Annotated in this window: 10 protein-coding genes; 8 read left to right on the top strand and 2 right to left on the bottom strand. The window is 70.2% G+C overall.

What is annotated here, in order from left to right; translation table 11 throughout:
• The first annotated feature begins 144 nt into the window (after positions 1–144).
• Genes ACYVF7_RS36710 through ACYVF7_RS36680 form a run of 7 tightly spaced genes read left to right on the top strand, consistent with a single transcriptional unit; the run spans position 145 to position 8,832 of the window.
• Entirely contained in the window at positions 145–1,047 is a 903-nt protein-coding gene (locus tag ACYVF7_RS36710; RefSeq protein WP_460349768.1) for a glycosyltransferase, read from the top strand.
• Complete coding sequence (gene glf / locus ACYVF7_RS36705; RefSeq protein ID WP_460349766.1) at positions 1,037–2,173, top strand: UDP-galactopyranose mutase; 1,137 nt, start codon at positions 1,037–1,039, stop codon at positions 2,171–2,173. Before ACYVF7_RS36710 ends, glf begins: the two co-directional genes overlap by 11 nt.
• The gene (locus tag ACYVF7_RS36700; protein ID WP_460349764.1) at positions 2,170–4,107 is read left to right on the top strand and encodes a glycosyltransferase; all 1,938 of its coding nucleotides are present in this window, start codon (positions 2,170–2,172) and stop codon (positions 4,105–4,107) included. The genes glf and ACYVF7_RS36700 overlap by 4 nt, the downstream gene beginning before the upstream one ends.
• Entirely contained in the window at positions 4,104–5,000 is an 897-nt protein-coding gene (locus tag ACYVF7_RS36695; RefSeq protein WP_460349762.1) for an ABC transporter permease, read from the top strand. Before ACYVF7_RS36700 ends, ACYVF7_RS36695 begins: the two co-directional genes overlap by 4 nt.
• Positions 5,001–5,002: 2 nt before the next feature.
• A complete protein-coding gene (locus tag ACYVF7_RS36690; RefSeq protein WP_460349760.1) occupies positions 5,003–6,397 on the top strand; it encodes an ATP-binding cassette domain-containing protein in 1,395 nt (464 codons plus the stop codon).
• A 5-nt stretch (positions 6,398–6,402) separates the two neighbouring features.
• The gene (locus ACYVF7_RS36685; RefSeq protein WP_460349758.1) at positions 6,403–7,578 is read left to right on the top strand and encodes a sialidase family protein; all 1,176 of its coding nucleotides are present in this window, start codon (positions 6,403–6,405) and stop codon (positions 7,576–7,578) included.
• Between the two features lie 6 nt (positions 7,579–7,584).
• Positions 7,585–8,832, top strand: coding sequence for an acyltransferase family protein (locus ACYVF7_RS36680; RefSeq protein WP_460349756.1), 1,248 nt, complete (start codon positions 7,585–7,587; stop codon positions 8,830–8,832).
• Between the two features lie 6 nt (positions 8,833–8,838).
• On the opposite strand, the gene ACYVF7_RS36675 is transcribed toward ACYVF7_RS36680, so the two are convergent.
• Together ACYVF7_RS36675 and ACYVF7_RS36670 are read right to left on the bottom strand one after the other, a co-directional pair.
• Complete coding sequence (locus tag ACYVF7_RS36675) at positions 8,839–9,954, bottom strand: GDSL-type esterase/lipase family protein (protein WP_460349754.1); 1,116 nt, start codon at positions 9,952–9,954, stop codon at positions 8,839–8,841.
• A 25-nt stretch (positions 9,955–9,979) separates the two neighbouring features.
• A complete protein-coding gene (locus tag ACYVF7_RS36670; RefSeq protein ID WP_460349752.1) occupies positions 9,980–12,898 on the bottom strand; it encodes a hypothetical protein in 2,919 nt (972 codons plus the stop codon).
• Positions 12,899–13,349: 451 nt separating this feature from the next.
• Between ACYVF7_RS36670 and ACYVF7_RS36665 the strand changes: the two genes are divergently transcribed.
• Positions 13,350–15,113, top strand: coding sequence for a LamG domain-containing protein (locus ACYVF7_RS36665; protein ID WP_460358329.1), 1,764 nt, complete (start codon positions 13,350–13,352; stop codon positions 15,111–15,113).
• Positions 15,114–15,116: the final 3 nt, after the last annotated feature.

Below are 15,116 nucleotides of genomic sequence, written 5' to 3'. Positions count from 1 at the left end.
CGTTATCGCCGGGTTAGTAGGAGTAAGACGCGCGGATGAAGTTCGCAAAGGCAGCATAAGATGCATTCCGCCCCGCTGGCCTCATCCCCTCCGTACCGGGGGGCGCTGGGGCGAAGCCACGGGGGTGGCGAACAGGACGGACGCATGGCCGAACCCTTCGCGCTCCTCCTCACCGTCTACGGCGGGGACCGGGCGGACCACGTGCGAGAGGCGTTCCGCAGCGCGGTCGACGCCCAGACACGCCGCCCCGACCAGGTGATCCTCGTCCAGGACGGGCCGGTCTCGGCCGACCTCGCGGACTGCCTGGCCGAACTCACGAAGGAGAGCCCGGTACCCGTGACGTTCCTGCCGCTGGAGCACAACGGCGGCCTGGGCCTGGCCCTCGACGCCGGGCTGGCGGCCAGCCGGTACGACGTCGTCGCTCGCATGGACGCCGACGACATCGCGATGCCGCACCGGTTCGCGGTCCAGCTACCGGTGATCGAACGGGGGGCCGACCTGGTCGGCGCGGGAATGCTGGAGTTCGGGACGGGCCGCGACGACATCGTGGGAAGCCGGACGCCGGTCTCCGACCAGGACCACATCGCCCGGTACGCGCGGCTCCACGACCCGTTCAACCACCCGACGATCGTCTACCGGCGCACCGCCGTCCTGGCCGCGGGCGGCTACGGCGACATGCCGCTCATGGAGGACTACTGGCTGTTCGCCCGCATGATCGCCAGCGGGGCCACGGTCGTCAACCTTCCCGAGCCGCTCGTGTACTACCGCGTCGGCGAGGGCGCGTACGAACGCCGCGGCGGCTTGGTGCTGCTGCGCGCGGAACTGCGCCTGCAGCGCGAGTTGCTGCGCAGCGGCTTCACCACCCCCGCGCAGTACCTGCGCAACGTGAGCGTCCGCGGCGGGTACCGGCTGACGCCGTCCTGGATCCGCCGCCCCCTGTACCGGCGCTTCGTCGCCCCGCGCGGCGAACGGCGGCCGCCCGTGGAGGAGCCGACGTCGCCGGTGGCGAGGCCGACGTCGCCCGTGGAGGAGACGAGTGAACGCTGACCTGGTCGTCGCGGGCGCCGGGCTGTTCGGGCTGACCGTCGCCGAGCGCTGCGCCCGTGACCTCGGCCTGCGGGTGCTGATCGTCGAGCGCCGTGACCACGTCGGCGGGAACGCCTACAGCAAGATCGAGCCGGCCACCGGCATCGAGGTCCACCGGTACGGCGCGCACCTCTTCCACACGTCCAACGAGCGCGTCTGGGAGTACGTCAACCGGTTCACCGCCTTCACCGACTACCGGCACCGGGTCTTCACGATCTTCAAGGGCCGCGTCTACCCGATGCCGATCAACCTGGCCACGATCTGCGAGTACTTCGGCCGCGCCATGTCCCCCGACGAGGCCCGCGCCCTGATCGCCGGGCAGGCCGCCGAGATCACCGACCCGGCGAACCTCGAAGAGAAGGCGATCTCCCTCATCGGGCGGCCGCTGTACGAGGCGTTCATCCGGGGCTACACCGCCAAGCAGTGGCAGACCGACCCACGGGAGCTGCCCGCGGAGATCATCACCCGGCTCCCGGTGCGTTACACCTTCGACAACCGCTACTTCGCCGACCGGTACGAGGGCCTGCCAGCGGACGGCTACACGGCCTGGCTGGAGCGCATGGCCGACCATCCGAGGATCGAGGTCCGGCTCGGCACGGACTTCTTCGACCTCGACGCCGCCGGCAACGTCCCGGTCGTCTACACCGGCCCCCTCGACCGCTACTTCGGCCACCGCGAGGGCGAACTCGGCTGGCGCACGCTGGACTTCGAGCTGGAGGTACTGCCGACCGGCGACTTCCAGGGCACCCCGGTGATGAACTACGCCGACGAGGACGTCCCGTACACGCGCGTCCACGAATTCCGGCATTTCCACCCCGAACGGGACTACCCGGGTGACAAAACCGTGATCATGCGTGAGTACTCTCGCTTCGCCGGACCCGGCGACGAGCCGTACTACCCGATCGACACGCCCGCCGACCGCGCGCGGCTGAACCGGTACCGCGAACTGGCCCGCGCGGAGAAGGGCGTGCTGTTCGGCGGCCGCCTCGGCACGTACAAGTACCTGGACATGCACATGGCCATCGCCTCCGCGCTGACCATGTACGACAACCGGCTTCGGCCGCACTTCACCGGAGGCACGGAATGAGGGTGCTGCAGCGCGTCGTGCTGCCCGTCCAACGCGATCCGGACGTGGTCGGGCTGTACGTCGACGCGCCGGTCGTGTGGGGCCGGGGCAGGACCGAGGCGGACGGCCCCGCCACGCGGCGGTCCACCACACGGACCGGGACCGAGGCCAGGATCACCGGGCGGCGAGGCATGGTCGTGCCCGCCGGGCGGCGCGTGTCCTTCTGCACCTATTTCAACGCCTTTCCGGCGAGCTACTGGCGACGCTGGAGCATGGTCGACCGCATCACACTGCGGCTGCGGCTGCGCGGCGACGCCATCGTCAGCGTCCACCGCTCCACCGGCAAGGGCCTCACCCAGCGCGTCACCCAACTCGACGTGGACACCCGCACCACCGTCGTCCGCGAGATCGACCTGCCGCTGGAGCCCTTCATCGACGGCGGGTGGTACTGGTTCGACGTCGTCGGCGGCGACCGCGACGCCGTGCTGGACGGCGCGGACTGGTGCGCCGACGTCGACCGGCCGCAGGGCAGCGTCAGCATCGGCATCACCACGTTCAACCGGCCGAAGTTCTGCGTCGAGCAACTCGCCGCGATGGGCGAGGCGAGCGACGTGCTCGAGGTCGTGGACGAGATCTTCGTCGTCGACCAGGGCACCGACCGGGTCGAGGACCACCCGGACTTCCCGGCCGCCGCGAAGTCGCTGGGCGCCCGGCTCCGCCTCATCGACCAGGGCAACATCGGCGGCTCCGGCGGGTTCTCCCGGGCGATGAGCGAGACCCTCGACGCCGGGCGCAGTGACTACGTGCTGCTCCTCGACGACGACGTGACCGTCGAGCCGGAGGGCATCCTGCGCGCCGCGACCTTCGCCGACCTCGCCCGCACCCCGACGATCGTCGGCGGCCACATGCTGGACATCTTCCACCGGTCGGTGCTGCACGTCTTCGGTGAGACGATCGCCCGCTACCGCTGGTGGATGACCCCCGCCGCGCACACCTTCCTGGGACACGACCTGGCCGAGCACCCGCTACGCCGCACTCCCTGGCTGCACCGGAGAGTCGACGTCGACTACAACGCCTGGTGGATGTGCCTCATCCCGGTCGACGTGGTCCGCAAGGTCGGCCTGTCGCTGCCGTTCTTCATCAAGTGGGACGACATCGAATACGGCATCCGCGCCCAGAAGGCGGGGTTCCCCACGGTGTCGCTCCCGGGGGCGGCGGTCTGGCACGTGCCGTGGCATTCCAAGGACGACACGCTCGACTGGCAGGCCTACTTCACCGAGCGGAACCGCGTCATCACCGCGCTCATGTACTCGCCCTACAAGCGCGGCGGCAACATGCTCAAGGAGAGCCTGTTCATCACGACCAAGCACGCCCTGGCGATGCAGTACTCCACCGTCGAGCTGATGCTCCGCGCCATCGAGGACGTGCTGCTCGGCCCGGAGCACCTGCACGAGTCGATGACGACGAAGCTGGCCGAGCTGCGGGCCCTGCGCGCCGAGTTCCCCGACGCGCTGGCCAAGCCCGACATCGACGAGTTCCCGACGGTCAAGCGGCGCAGGCCGCCCAAGCGCGGGCGCGAGCCGGTCGCTCCGGAGGGGCGGAAGGCGATGGTCAAGACCGCCCTCAGCGGCGTGCTCAGGCACGTCCGGCCGGTCGACTCCTTCCCGCAGCGGCATCCCGAGGTCACCGTGCCGCACGTCGACCAGACCTGGTGGCTGCTGTCGCGATTCGACAGCGCACTCGTGACCTCGGCCGACGGCACCAAGGCCGCCTGGTACCAGCGGGATCCGGCGCGGTTCCGCGCGTTGCTTCAGCGCGCCACGGCGCTGCACGCACGTCTCGCGTACGAGTGGCCGGAGCTGAGCCGCCGCTACCGCGCGGCCATTCCCGAGCTCGCCTCGCCCGAGCGCTGGCGCGAGACGTTCGAGGCGGCGGAACGGCCGGGGGAGCGATGACGGCACCCCCGCTGACCGCCCCGGGCCGCGGTGGCGGTTTGCTCGAGGTCGCCCGGCGGCGCTACCTGCTCCGTCTCCTGGTCCGCCGGGAGTTGCGGAGCCGCTACCAGGGATCCCTGCTCGGGCTGGGCTGGTCGTACGTCCGCCCCGCCGTCAACTTCGCGGTCTACTTCTTCGTCGTCGGCATCTTCCTGAAGATGAGCAAGGCGATCCCCGGTTACCCGGTGTTCCTGTTCTCCGGGATGGTGGTGATCAGCTTCTTCACCGAGACGCTGATCACCAGCACCTGGTCCGTCATCGGGAACGCACCGCTCGTCCAGAAGATCTATCTGCCGCGCGAGATGTTCCCCGCCTCGTCGGCGCTCGTGTCGATGGTGCACATGCTGCCCGGCCTTGCCATCCTGTGGGGCGGCGCGCTGCTCGGCGGCTGGACGCCGTCCGCGCTCGGGTTCGGGTCGATGGCGCTCGGCTTCGCGATCGTCGCCGTGCTCGGCCTGGCGTTCGGCCTATTGTTCGCCGGGATCAACGTGTTCTTCCGCGACTTCGGCCAGGTCGTCGACATCCTCAACATCGTCATCCCGTGGACCGTCCCGATGATCTACCCGTGGACGACGGTGCAGGAGTCGACCGGGACCGGCCTCGGCCTGCAGATCTACCTCGCCAACCCGCTCGGAACGGCCACGTTGCTGTTCCAGCGAGCGTTCTGGTGGCCCGCCAACCCCCGCCAGGCCCACCTGCCCGACGGCACCCCGACGTTCCCCGACGGCCGGCACGCCTTCCCCGACCACCTGACCGTACGGGGCCTGGGAAGCCTGCTGGCCGCCGTCGTGCTGCTGGGGCTGGCGCAGATGGTCTTCTTCCGCCTGCAGCGGCGGTTCGCCCAGGAGCTCTAGAGATGGAATCGATCGTCGTCGACGGCGTGACCAAGCGCTTCACCTTGCGCCACGCGCACTCGATCAAGGAGATGACCGTACGGGCCGCGCGGCGCCAGAGCCTGTCCGAGCGGTTCACGGCGCTCGACGAGGTGTCCCTCACCGTCGAGCAGGGCGAGTCGCTGGCCCTCATGGGTCTCAACGGCTCGGGTAAGAGCACGCTCCTCAAGCTCATCTCCGGCGTGATGCAGCCCGACGGCGGGTCGGTGGGCGTACGCGGCCGGGTCGCCGGTCTGATCGAGGTCGGCGCCGGTCTGCACCCCGACCTGACCGGCAGGGAGAACATCTTCCTCAACGCCGCGATCCTCGGCATGAGCAAGGCGGAGACCGAGGCGAAGTACGACGCGATCGTCGCGTTCTCCGAGATCGAGAAGTTTCTCGACACCCAGGTGAAGTTCTATTCCTCCGGCATGTTCATGCGGCTCGGCTTCTCCGTCGCCGTGCACACCGAACCGGACATCTTCCTCGTCGATGAGGTCCTGTCCGTCGGTGATCCACCCTTCCAGAAGAAGTGCCTGGAGCGTATCGAGGAGCTCCACGACGAGGGACGCACGCTCGTCATCGTCTCCCACGACATGGGCACTCTGGAGAAGGTCAGCGGGCGGGGCGTCGTGCTGCGGGAGGGCCGGGTGGCGTTCGAGGGCGACATCACAGACGCCGTCGACTTCCTCGCCCCGCCGGACGGCCCGCTCGACGCCGCCCGTCGCCAGCGGGCCCGCGAGGAGGCGAAGCTCGCCGCCGCCACGCTCAAGGAGGAGAAGGCCGCGGCCGCCGAGACCGCCGAGCTGATCGACGAGATCATGCCCGACGCCCCGGCCTTCGCCGACCCGCAGGCGACGCTCGAGCACGCCCTGTCCCTCGCCGAGGGCCGGGAGGGCATGGCGCTGGAGTTCGGCGTCTTCTCCGGCCGTACGCTGCGGACCATCACCGCCGCCCGTGACGGCAAGAACGTCTTCGGCTTCGACTCCTTCCAGGGACTCCCCGAGGACTGGCGGGAGGGCTTTCCGGCGGGCACCTTCGCGGTCGACGAGCCGCCGGAGGTGCTCGGGGCCGAACTCGTCGTCGGGCTGTTCGAGGACACGCTCCCCGGCTTCCTCGACGAGCACCCCGAACCGGTCGCCTTCCTCCACGTCGACGCCGACCTGTACTCCTCGACACGAACCGTCCTGCGCCACGCCGGCCCCCGCCTGCGGCCTGGCAGCGTCATCGTCTTCGACGAGTTCTTCGGCTATCCCGGCTGGCGCGAGCACGAGTACCGCGCCTGGACCGAGTACGTCGAGGAGACCGGCCTGCGGTTCCGCTTCGAGGGATACACGCGCGACAACGAGCAGGTCATCGTACGGATAACGGAGCAATGACCCCCATGGACAAGAGGCGACGGATCCCGGTGTACGCGGTGGCCGGCGCGCTGCTCCTCGGCGGCGCGGGCGCGGCGGTGGCCGCCACCCGCTCCGGTGAGCAGCGGGCCGTCGGAGCGGGCAACGCCCTCACTGTCACGCCGCTGCGCAACGGCACCGGCCTGTACCCGCGCGTCGTCCGCCTCGCGCACAGCGGATCCGCCAACGGCCGCGTCATCGCGAGCGTCGTCACGTTCTCCGGCAACGCCGGAATCGGGTCGGTGTACGAGAGCGACGACGCGGGGAAGACGTTCCGCCAGATCGGCTCCGTCGCCGACCCCTCCGGCTCCGGCGGCAAGGGCACCTGTTGCGGCACGCTGTACGAGCTGCCGAAGAAGGTCGGCGCCAACCCGGCCGGCACCCTCCTGTGGGCCGCCGCCTTCGGCAAGAACGTCAAGCCGGACCGCCGCATGACCATCCGGCTGTGGCGCAGCCTCGACCACGGCCGGACCTGGTCGTACCTGTCCACGATCGCCAAGGCCAAGAACACGGGCGGCCTGTGGGAGCCCGAGCTCACCGTCTCCTCGGACGGCAGGCTCGTCGCGTTCTACTCCGACGAGACCGACTCCCGGCACAGCCAGAAGATCGTCCGCGCCCGCTCCTCCGACGGCCGGAAGTGGAGCGCCCCGACGAACACCGTCTCCCTCGCCGCCAAGGCCGAGCGTCCCGGCATGCCCGTCGTACGCCGCCTGCCGAACGGCCACTACGCGATGAGCTACGAGCTCTGCGGCTCCCACAAGTGCGAGGTGCGGCTCCGTACGTCGGCGAACGGATGGAGCTGGGGCGAGGCGACCGCCCTCGGCACCCGCCCGGCGGTCGGCGGCCGGCACTTCGCGCACGCCCCGACGATCGCCGCCCGCCCGGACGGGTCGCTGCTCCTGGTCGGGCAGATGCTGGTCGACGCGAGCGGAAAGGCAGCGCCCGGCAACGGCCGCACGCTCTTCGTCGGCGCGAAGGGCGGCACCGGCACCTGGCGTGCGGTGACGGCCCCGGTCGCCGTTCCCGACGCGAAGAACGAGTACTGCCCCAACTACAGCTCCGCGCTGCTCCCGGCGACCACGGGCACCTCGGTGCTGGAGATCGCCACGGACAAGGCCGGGAAACTCTGCGTCCCTTACTTCGCCACCGCAGCCACCGGGTGACTCGCCATGCCATCGACGAACGGCTCCTCGAAGAACGAAACGACGTCCTCCGCGAACGGCGCCGAGGTCCCGGCGAGCCATGAGCGGAAACGGCCGGCAGGGCGGCTCCGCGAGCTCGACCTGCTGCGTTTCGTAGCCGCCGCCGCCGTGATGCTGCACCATTTCACGGGTGTGCCCGCGCCGGAATGGCCCGGCGGTAACGCCCGCACGATCTTCCCCGGTCTCGGCCAGGTGACGCGGTTCGGCTTCCTCGGAGTCGAGCTGTTCTTCCTGATCAGCGGGTTCGTCATCCTGATGAGCGCGTGGGACCGCCGCGTCGGTGATTTCGCCGTGTCCCGCGTCGTGCGGCTGTTCCCGGCCTACTGGGTGAGCGTCGTGCTCTCGCTCGCCGCATACCTCGCGTTCCACTCCTACGTTCCCTTCGGCCCGGGTACCGACGGGCCGATCAGGCGGTTCCTGCCCAACCTGACGATGCTGCAGGAAGGCATCGGGTCACAGCGCATGGAGGTCGTCTACTGGACCCTCTATGTGGAACTGCACTTCTACGCGCTCATCGCGCTCTTCGTCTGGCGCGGCATCACCTACAGCCGGTGCGTCGCGTTCATGACCGGCTGGCTCCTGCTCAGCGTGTTCGCCATGGAGGCCGACTTCGGATTCCTCAAGGTCGTGCTCCTCTGGCGGTACGCGCCGTTCTTCGTCGCCGGAATGGGGTTCTTCCTCATCTACCGGTTCGGCGGAAACCTCATCGTCTGGCTGCTCATCGCGGCCAGTTGGGCGCTCGGCTGCTACTACGACGTCAAGTACAACTTCCCCGACTTCATCGTGCCCGGGGTCTCGGAGTACGTCATCCCGGCCGGCGTCACCCTGGTCTTCGTGATCATGGCGCTCGTCGCCACGCATCGGCTCGCGTGGCTGCGCTGGCGCGGTCTCACGCTCCTGGGGATGCTGACCTACCCGCTGTACCTGGTCCACCAGACGGTCTCGCGGACCCTCGTGCCGCGGCTCTACCCGCACATGAGCCGCTGGGCCGTGCTCGGCGTGCTCATCGCCGTCGCGCTCGTGTCTGCGTACCTGATCCACCGCCTCGTCGAAGTGCCCGCGCAGCGCGTGCTCCGTCGTCGGCTGAAGACGGCGCTGGCGCAGATCCGGCGGGGCGGCCTTCCCGAAACGGACGGCACGCGCCGCGACCCCGACGGCGAGCCGGCGCCGACGGAGCGGCCTCCGGCGGACGGCGCCGAGCTCACGTCCTCCTGAGCGGCGTCATCGAACGGGCGCCAGATCGATCGCGTCGATCTCGGCGCTGCACGTCTGCCGGCTGAACCGCACCGTGTTGCGGCCGGCGTTCAGCGACACGTCGACGGCGGTGATGGTCCACTGGTCCCAGCCGTACGGGCGGTAGACCAACCGCCCCTGGGGCCGGCCGTTGACCGAGAGGGCCTGGTCGCATGGGGTGCTCATGCCGTCGGCGGCGCGTACGTACATCCGGTACCGGCCACCGCTCGGCAGCGGAAGGGCGAACTCCAGATAGCTCCCCGGCGCGGCGAGATAGCCGGCCTTGCCGTTGCCCGACGCCCGCGACGTCGACAGCCGTTCTCCATTGACGATCGTCGCGTACGCCGGGGTCTCCGCCTCCCACCGCGTCATCGGAGTACCGGTCAGCGCCGTGTACCAGCGCGCCGCCATCTTCGAGTAGCCGCCGTCGCTCGGATGAACACCGTCGACGGACAGGTCGGTCTTCGTGAGCGCCGCGTGCATGTCGACAAGATGGACGTGCCGGCCGTGCGCGACCCGCGCGGCGACGATCCCCGGAATCGCCGCGTTGTACCGCCGGGCCAGATCGTCACCCGCCGGATCGGCCAGCGGGACGATCGTCGCTACGTACACCTGTGCGTTCGGCAGTGTCCCCGTGATGAGGTCGACCAGCGCGGCGAGCCGTGCCGGAGCCTGCGGCAGCGCACTGCGCTGGATCACGTCGTTCGTGCCGATGTGCAGCAGCACGACGTCGGGGCGGTAGGTCCGCAGCCAGGCTCGTACGTGCACGGCGAGTTGGTGGATCCGCCACCCGGGGTGGCCCTCCTCGGCGCGGTCGCCCAGTTGCGCGGGACCGTTCGACCGCGACCCGACGAAGTCGACGGACATCCCGTCGGCCGTCATGTACTGCCACAGGTCGCTGCGGTAGCCGCCGAGCGTCTGCAGGCCATCGGTGATGGAGTCCCCGAGCGACATCACCCGGAGCGGCGGCTTGGGCGGCGCCATCGTGACGGAACGCCGGGGATCCGTCGTGGCCCGGGACTTCGCCTCCACGCACGCCGTGGCCGTGACGAGCAGGCATGCGCTCGTCACGGCCGCCAGGGCGGCCTGGAGCCGGCCGCTCACGACCGTGCGACCTCGTCCGGGAGCCTCATGGCAACGGCCTCCGCCACAGCGTCGGCTCCTCACCGCGGTGATCCGCGCTCACCCCGACGGCGAGGAGGTCGGCGCCCAGCGGAGTCATTCCGGTGAGCCACTGGTCGCCCCGCCCGGACAGACCGGTTCCCTGCGGTGTCTCCGCGGTCCACGAGCGCCCGTCCCGCGACGTCCACAGCACGACGTCGGAGCGCCCCAGCCGCCCGACGGCGCCGGTGACGACGAACCCCCGGGGGGTGGCGGTCGCGGCGGTGACGAGGGAGTTCCGGTCGCTCGAGTCGGGACCCGCCGGGCCGGCGGCCGGCAGCCGGACCTCCTGCCACGATGACCCGCCGTCGGCCGACACGAACGCGAAGGCGACACGGCCGGAGGTGGTCGCGGCGGATCCCGCGGCGACGATCACGTTGCCGACGGCGGCGACCTTGTCGAACCACCCCTCGAGCGAGCCGGAGGGAAGCGGTATCCGGTGGAGCGTCCACTTCTTGCCGTCGGTCGAGGTCCAGGCGGCCGGCCTGCCCGACGGGGCGTCCTTGACCGACGGATCGCTGAGGCCGCCGACCGCGACGTACCCGAACGAACCGCCGACCACGCCGCGCATCCAGCGATTGGCGTTCTGACCGCCCTGAAGGTCCGCGCCGCCGCCGCGATCCCATGCCTTCAGATCCGACGAGTGCCACGTCGCCGCGGAGAGACCGGATTCGCCGACGACCACGTAACCCGCCGGGCCGACCGTCGCCGCGTACGTGGCCACATGGTCGACGTCCTTCACCGCGAACGCGCCTCCGCTATCGGCGGCCCGCCAGGTCGTGCCGTCGTCGGAGGCGACGACGAGCGGACGGGCCGCGTCGAATCCGACGGCGAGCCAGCCCGCGTTCCCGGAGACGACACTGATGAGACGCTGCCGGCCCGGCCGGGCGAACGCCTGCCCCTGGGCGCGGCTCCATCGCCTGCCGTCGGCCGACGTCCAGACCGCGGCGTCACCGTTCGTGCTGCCCGTGACGACGCTGAGCCGCGACCCGGTCGCGACCGACGTCAACGCCTGGTCGGGTTGGACCGCTCCGGCGATCCGGGTGGGATCGACGGCGATCTCCTGCCCTACGGGATCGCGTACCGCGAGCACCGCGTCGGCGTCCTGGGCGTCGTCGTTCTCGCGCCCGGCGACGATCGTCGCGCCGGCGGTCACGGCCATGCCTTGGATCGCGACGCTCGCCAGCGCCGGCACCTCACCGGCGTTCTGCCAGGATCGTCCGTCCGCACTGCGCGCCAGCAGCACCTTCTTGTCGCCGCCGATGAGGGCGGCCACGCCACGGTCGGATCCGGCCAGCCGCTGGAGACCGCCGTAGCCGGGCAGGTGGATCTCGCCGGCGGTCTGCCACTGCTTGCCGTCGGCGGACGTCATCATCACGCCGTACCGCTCCGACTTGCCACTGGCGTTACGACCGGCGACGAAACCGGACGGGGTGGCCGTGATGGCGACGCCCGGACCGGCCGTGCCCTTCGGGTGTGGCACGTCGACCGGCGTCCAGGACCGGCCACCGTCGGCGGACCGCCACACGGCGTCCTTGACGACCTGGCCCTTGCCGTCGGTCGTCCAGCCGTAGACGAGCGCGGTGTCGCCCACTGTGGCCACGTCGACCAGGGTCAGCGGCCCTCCGGACAGGGACATCCCGAGCTGGTCGTTGCCGAGCCGCTCCCAGTTCCGGCCGTCCGAAGACAGCCAGACGACGGGCACCGCGTCGCTGTAGTCGCCCTTCTGCGAGGTGTCGCCGATGGCGACGAACCCACTCGCCGTCTTCGCGACCCGGGCGATCCGATCGCGGCCGAACGCCGCACCCGCCACGTCGGGCTGCCGGACCCAGGCGCTCCCGTCCCGGCTGGTCCATACCGCCGTCCCGGTGTGCGAGCTTCCGAGAGCGACCCAGGCACCGCCCGAACCGGCGACCACCCGCGGGACGTCGCCGTACGCGGGCTCCGCTCCGTCGGCCGTCTTCAGGCCGCCGAGCCGGAACGTACGCCCGTCGTCGGTGGAGACGAGGAACTCCGCCCGATAGTCCGCCGTGTCGGCCTCTCCGCCGATGGCGACCACGACCGAGCCCGCCGACGCGACCCCGAGCAGTTCCTGGTCCCGCCCATCGGCCCTGGCCTGCGGATCGGGGGCGAACAGCCGAGCCGCCAGCTGGGCGGCCGGCATCTTCGGCGAGCTCTTCCCGTCACCGGTGAGAACGTAGACCCCGCCGGTGACCAGACCGGCCACCACGACGCCCGCGACGCCGATGAGGATCGGTCGCAGACGCACCCGGCTCCCCGCCCGGCGAGGCGTCTCCGTGCGCCACGGCTCGTCGAACCGGACCGTCGTGTTCTCACCCGAGGTCCACGGGTCGCGTCCGGGTACGGCGGGCGGCCGCGGGGTGGACCGCGGCACCGTCGCGGACGGCGGCAGGTCCAGGGCGGCCGGCCGGTCCCCTCCGCCCGCGTCGTACGCGGGGAAGCGCGGCGGCTCCTGCTCACCCGGGCCGTACGGGGGGTGAGGCTCGGTAGGGGAGGGGTCCACCGCAGGGTCCCAGACCGGCTGCGGCGGGATCCGCCACGGGTCGGCCTGCGGCTGCGGCGCCCATTCCTGGGTTTCCGGCGGCTCCTGCCACGTCGCGTCGCGCGGCGTCGGCCCCTCGGTCTCCTGCTGCGCGCCGTAGGGCGGTGGTGCTGGAGTGCTCTCCGGCGGCGGCTCGTACGGCGGCGAACCGGGCAGGCCCGGTGGCGCGGCGCCGTACGACGGCGGGGCGGGCATGGCCCAGGGCGGCAGTGGCGGCTGAGCCGGATCCGGCCCCCAGGTCGGAGGCGGGGGAGGAGAAGACCACTCGTCGTCGGCCGGAGTCTCTGTGTTCGGATCGTCGTCCGGCGTCTTCTGCCCGGCCACGCGTACCCTCCCCGTCCATCGCCGCGAGGGCGACCCCCAACCCGACCTCCACCCAGAGCGTCGTTGCGCAAATCTTATCGGGGCAAAGCGGTCATGTGGGGGCACTCGACGCCGACGTCCTCCGCCGGCATCCGGACGGGTTGTAGAGCGGGCGTCCTTCGGTCGAATCGGCTGTGCGATTCGTTTCCCAAGCCGTTGCTCTTCGTAGTCGGAAGAGGGCTTTATGTTCCGCTTCGGCAACTCTCGATGTGGCCACACTCGGTCGCGTACGGCCTTCTTGTGGAGTGGCTGCGCGGATAACGGCAGATCATCGGTTGTCCCAGTGAATAGCGAGAAGCCGAGTGTGATTTACGTAACATCGCGCCGGCTATTCGTGTGATCTTGCCGGTGTTAGGTTCCGTCCGGGTCTTTGCGTTTTATTTACATTCCATTTCAGGGGGTCTCGCGCGTGATGAAGATGGCAACGGGCGTGCTCGGAGTCGTCCTGGCAATGTCACTGCTGTCGGTCGCGAACGGCGTCACCGCCGACGCGGCGGTGACCGCGAGGCCGAGCGGCGTACACATGTCCGTGCCGGAGTCGGCACCCAGTGTCACGTCCGACCTGAAGGATCTCGACTCAGGAGAGAGCAACGACGCGATCGGGCGAACGGCGACGTTCACATTCGCCCCGAACGGCGCCACCGGCGTGACCAGGTACCAATACGCGTGGAACGACGAGACGGAGGCCGGAGCCGGAGGCGCGCCGTCCGTGACGGCCGACGCCGACGGCACGGCGAAGGTGACCCTTACCGTGCCCTTCACGCAGGACATCAGCTACCGCTTGTACGTATTCAGCTACGACCAGGCGAACAACCGTAGCCTCAACCCCGGAATCTTCGAATTCCGCCTCGCTTCACCCGCAGGCCCGGTGAGTCGGTGGAAACTCGACGAGGCACGTGGCACGGATCTGGTCGATTCTGCGGGCCACAACACCGCGACGTTGGTCGGCGGTACGCCGGGAGTCTCCGGCCGGGTCGATCAGGCGCTCCGTCTGAACGGCAACGGTGACCACGCGGCCACGGCGTCGTCCGCGGTGCACACGGACAAGAGCTTCACCGTATCCGTATGGGCACGACTGGCCGATGCCACCCACTATTCGACGGCGGTGAGCCAGGCGGGCAGTAGGGCCAGTGGGTTCCAGATCTATTACTCGCCGTCGTACAAGACCTGGGTGTTCAGCCGGCACTCGGCCGATGCCGACGGCGCGGTCGAGGTGCCTGTGGTCGCGGACGCGCCCGCCCGGCTGAACAGGTGGACGCACCTCGCAGGGGCTTACGACGCGCCGAGCCGACAGTTGACTTTCTACGTCGACGGCGCTCCGCAGTCCGGCCGGGCGTCGGTCACCTCGCCGTGGGACGCGACGGGGGCCTTGCAGATCGGGAGGGTCCTGGAGAAGAGCGCTTTCCGCAACCCCTTCCACGGCGATCTCGACGACGTCCGAATCTACGACCGTGTCGTGTTCGGAACCGAGCCCGACGGCATCGAGGGCTCGACCGGTGGCATCGCGGATCTGGCGAACCGGCCGGTCGTACGGGAGGGGTACTGGCCCGGCGACGGTGGTTCCGGAACCACCGTCACGGACTCCAGCGGACGCGCCCACGATGCCACGCTCAACTCTGCCGACGCCTGGACCGCCGACGGAAAGATCGGCGGTGCGCTCGACCTCGACGACGCGAAGAAGGAACACGCCGTGACGACCGGCCCGGTTCTTCGGACGGACAGCGGTTTCACGGTCGCGGCGTGGGTTCGGCTCGCCAAGACTCCCAGTGGGGATGCGACCGCGCTGGCGCAGAACGGTTCCCGCCGAAGCGCTTTCCGGCTCGGCTATCGGGTGGTCGACGGTACCGGCTACTGGTCGTTCGGAATCTCGGCGGCCGACACCGATGGCGCGACGTCCACCGACACGTACAGCGTGAATCCGGCCATGGTCGACGGGCAGTGGCATCACCTCGTGGGCGTCTACGACCCGGCGGCGAAAAAGATCCGTCTGTACGTGGACGGCGATCGTGCGGCGCAGACCTCCATCGCAGTGCCCTGGAACGCGGGCGGCCGATTCGACATCGGCGCGGCGAAGGCCAAAGGCGCCGCAACCGACTTCTGGCCAGGTGGGATCGATGACGTTCAGGCGTTCACAGGCGTCCTCACGGACGACGAGATCAACGCGATGGGTTCCTGAACG

Source organism: Actinoallomurus acanthiterrae (assembly GCF_054775715.1).
Note: the sequence above shows the minus strand (reverse complement) of the source record. Positions and strands in the feature narration are given on the sequence as shown.